This window comes from Cytophagales bacterium (assembly GCA_019456305.1).
GTDB lineage: Bacteria > Bacteroidota > Bacteroidia > Cytophagales > VRUD01 > VRUD01.
The window spans coordinates 1-3,479 of the sequence record VRUD01000144.1 but is presented as its reverse complement, the minus strand read 5'-3'; the positions used below and the strand labels follow the sequence as shown (position 1 = coordinate 3,479).

Here is a 3,479-nt window from a genome sequence, read left to right as displayed (position 1 = left end):
CAGTAACTGATAATTTGATGCATGATGTTAATAATGCTTACAATTTAAGTTGTTTTTTTTAATTTAGATTTTTAGGTATCATCTATTGCCAGCCTGACACAATAGAAGCAAATGATTATGAACAAGTCAATATTAATACTTATCGTATTAACACATTTTCAAATTTTAAATTTATCATTTGCCCAAACCGCAGAAATAAGAGGATTTTTACTTGATAAGGAAAGCGAAGAACCGATCATCTATACCACTGTATATCTTAGGGGAACAAATTACGGAACCTCGTCAGACGTAAATGGCTATTTTTCAATTACAAAAGTACCCCCGGGCAATTATACTTTAATGGTTTCTTCCATAAGATATGATTCACTGAGCATGCCTGTTTCATTAAAAGCAGGAAGAATTTTAACAAAAAAATATTTTCTAAAGGAAGCTATCAAAGAACTGGAAACGGTTGAGGTAAAGGGCATCCGGATAAATAAACAGGAAAATGTTAACATCTCTATTACTACAATTTCACCGAGAGAGATAAGGATAATGCCCAGCATTGGCGGTGAACCTGACCTTGCACAATATTTACAGATCTTACCCGGTGTGATCAGTACCGGGGATCAGGCAGGGCAGTTGTATATCAGGGGTGGGGCACCAGTGCAAAACCTGATCTTACTTGATGGGATGGTTATATACAACCCATTTCATTCTATCGGCCTGTTTTCTGTTTTTGATACTGATATTTTAAGAAGTGTTGATGTATACACAGGCGGGTTTAATTCACAGTACGGGGGACGTATCTCTGCAGTCATAGACATAGTTACCAATGACGGCAATAAGAAAAGATTATCAGGTAAAATAGCTGCCGGCCCGTTTACTTCCAAGATAATGCTTGAAGGCCCGATTGTAAAAGCAGAAACCGGGAAGGGTAGTATTTCCTATATTTTAAGCGGGAGATCATCATATCTGGATAAATCTTCAAAAGTATTTTACAGCTATATAGATAAAGACGGATTGCCCTATAGCTTTAATGATCTGTATGGAAAAATAACGCTGACAGGTCCGGTCGGGAGTAAGGTTAGTTTCTATGGCTTTAGATTTGATGATAAAGCATCGTTGATTCCAGGCTCAGTATTCAAATGGAATTCTTTCGGTATTGGCAGCAGGTTTCTTTTGCTGCCTGCTGGCTCTTCAGTCCTGATCAGTGGAATTTTCGCTTATTCAAATTATAAAATTGGTATTACCGAAGCCACTATATCTCCCAGAAACAGCGAAGTGAACGGCTTTAATGGTTCATTGAACTTTACTTATTTTATTAAAAAGCATGAACTTAAATACGGCATTGAGGTACTTGGAAATAAAACACAATTTGTTGGTTTCAGCCCTGTCGGTATCAAGCAGGAATTGCTTAAATTTAATACTGAACTCGCAGGTTATTTTAAATCCCGGATTGTTATACATCAACCATCATCAATCAAACATCAGCCATCTTCCTCCCGTCCCATTCTTATTATAGAACCTGGCTTAAGACTGCATTATTATGCTTCACTTAATAACCTGTTCCCTGAACCACGCCTGGGTCTAAAATACAATTTAAATAACCGGGTAAGGTTGAAAGTTGCAGGCGGATTATATGCCCAGAATCTCATTGCTACACGCTCGGATAGAGACGTGGTTAATCTGTTTGTAGGTTTCATTTCAAGTCCTGAAATAATATATGACTATAAGGGCGATAGAATTGATAACAAGCTCCAAAAGGCCCGGCACCTGATAGGCGGGGTTGAGATTGATCTGAGAAGCAATATTGAGGTTAATATTGAACCATACGTGAAAGATTTTATCCAATTAGTCAATATAAACAGGGATAGAATTGAAAGGGACGATCCTGAGTACATAGTAGAAACCGGGTTAGCGAAAGGTATTGATCTGCTTGTAAAATATGATTATAAAAAACTATATTTTCAGACAGGTTATTCTTTTGCTTCTGTAGAAAGAAAATTTGGTAGCGAGACCTATTATCCTAATTTTGACCGCAGGCATAATTTGAATATTATTGCTTCTTATACAGGTGGGACAAGCTGGGTATTTGCAGCAAGATGGAATCTGGGCAGTGGATTTCCTTTTACGCAAACCGCAGGATTTTACCAGGACATCACCTTCCAGGGTGGCATTGATACCGATATTACTACTGCAAATGGCCAACTTGGTATCCTGTATGCTGAATATAACAAGGGACGGCTTCCCTGGTATCACAGGTTAGACCTTTCTGTAAAAAAAACATTTCAATTCAGCAAATATTCTGCTCTGGAAATAAACGCAAGCGTGATCAATGTTTATAACAGAGCAAATCTCTTTTACTTCGACAGGGTAAATTATACAAGAGTGAACCAGTTGCCGATTTTGCCGAGCGTGGGGGTGAATTTGCGATTTTAGAATTTTTAACCACGAATTACACTAATTTCACTAATTATTAAAATCTGGTATTTTATTTTACATTAAATTAGTGTAATTCGTGTAATTAGTGGTTTTTTTTGTTTTAGGCGATTTTAGATTTACGATTTATGAAAACTACAATCATATTTCTTTTCGTTATACTACCGTTCATCGTTTACAGCCAGAGAGATACCACTTTGGCCAACCTGCCTGTCCCGATTACCATCGGGACGCAGGCAGGTGATTATTTCAAAAAAGCCGACTCCCTCTCCAAAGTTGCCCAGTACGACAGCGCTATTTTTTATTATGAAAAAGCAAGTGTGATCTACGGGCAATTAATAAAATGGGAAGATTATCTCATTTGTTTTAACAAAATAGCCCAAAACTATTTCTATAAAGCCCAATTCACCAAAGCGATTGAAAAATTAAAAACAGGACTAACGACAGGGATTGAAAAACTTGGCAAACAACACAAGGTTGTTGCAGCCTCCTATAATGTTTTGGGAGCAGTTTATTGGAAAAAAGGAGAATATGATAATGCATTAAAAAATTATCAGCAATCATTGAACATATTGAAGACGCTTGGTAATGAGCATCTTAAGATGGCTTTCGGATTTAATAATATAGGAGTAATTTATTGGGAAAAAGGTGATTATGAAAAAGCGATGGAATATCATCAGCAAGCATTAAGAATAAAGCAACTAAACCTTGGCAAAGATCACCCTTCTATCGCTCAAAGCTATAATAACATGGGAATTGTTTATTTTGAAAGAGGCGATTATGGCACAGCAATGGAATATTTTCAGCAAGCATTAAGAATACGGCAACTAAACTTTGGTAAAGACCATCTTGATGTAGCTGCGAGCTATGATAACATAGGCATTGTTTATCGTGAAACTGGTAGTTATAATGAAGCAATGGAATCGCATCAGCAAGCAATAAGAATCAGGTACCAAATCCTTGGCAAGGATCATCCTGAAATAACAAGCAGCTATAATAACCTGGGAAACGTTTATAAAGATAAAGGCGAATATGGCAAAGCGTTGGAATATCATCAG

2 protein-coding genes are annotated in these 3,479 nt (G+C 37.0%); both read left to right on the top strand.

The features are described from left to right. The first annotated feature begins 111 nt into the window (after positions 1-111). The gene (locus tag FVQ77_17340; protein MBW8052068.1) at positions 112-2,421 is read left to right on the top strand and encodes a TonB-dependent receptor plug domain-containing protein; all 2,310 of its coding nucleotides are present in this window, start codon (positions 112-114) and stop codon (positions 2,419-2,421) included. Positions 2,422-2,549: 128 nt separating this feature from the next. Further along, on the top strand, positions 2,550-3,479 hold a 930-nt coding region (locus FVQ77_17335; GenBank protein ID MBW8052067.1), incomplete at its 3' end, for a tetratricopeptide repeat protein.

Bases quoted from the DNA above. Each gene is read 5' to 3' on its own strand.
- FVQ77_17340 (MBW8052068.1), top strand. From the start codon at position 112: ATGATTATGAACAAGTCAATATTAATACTTATCGTATTAACACATTTT.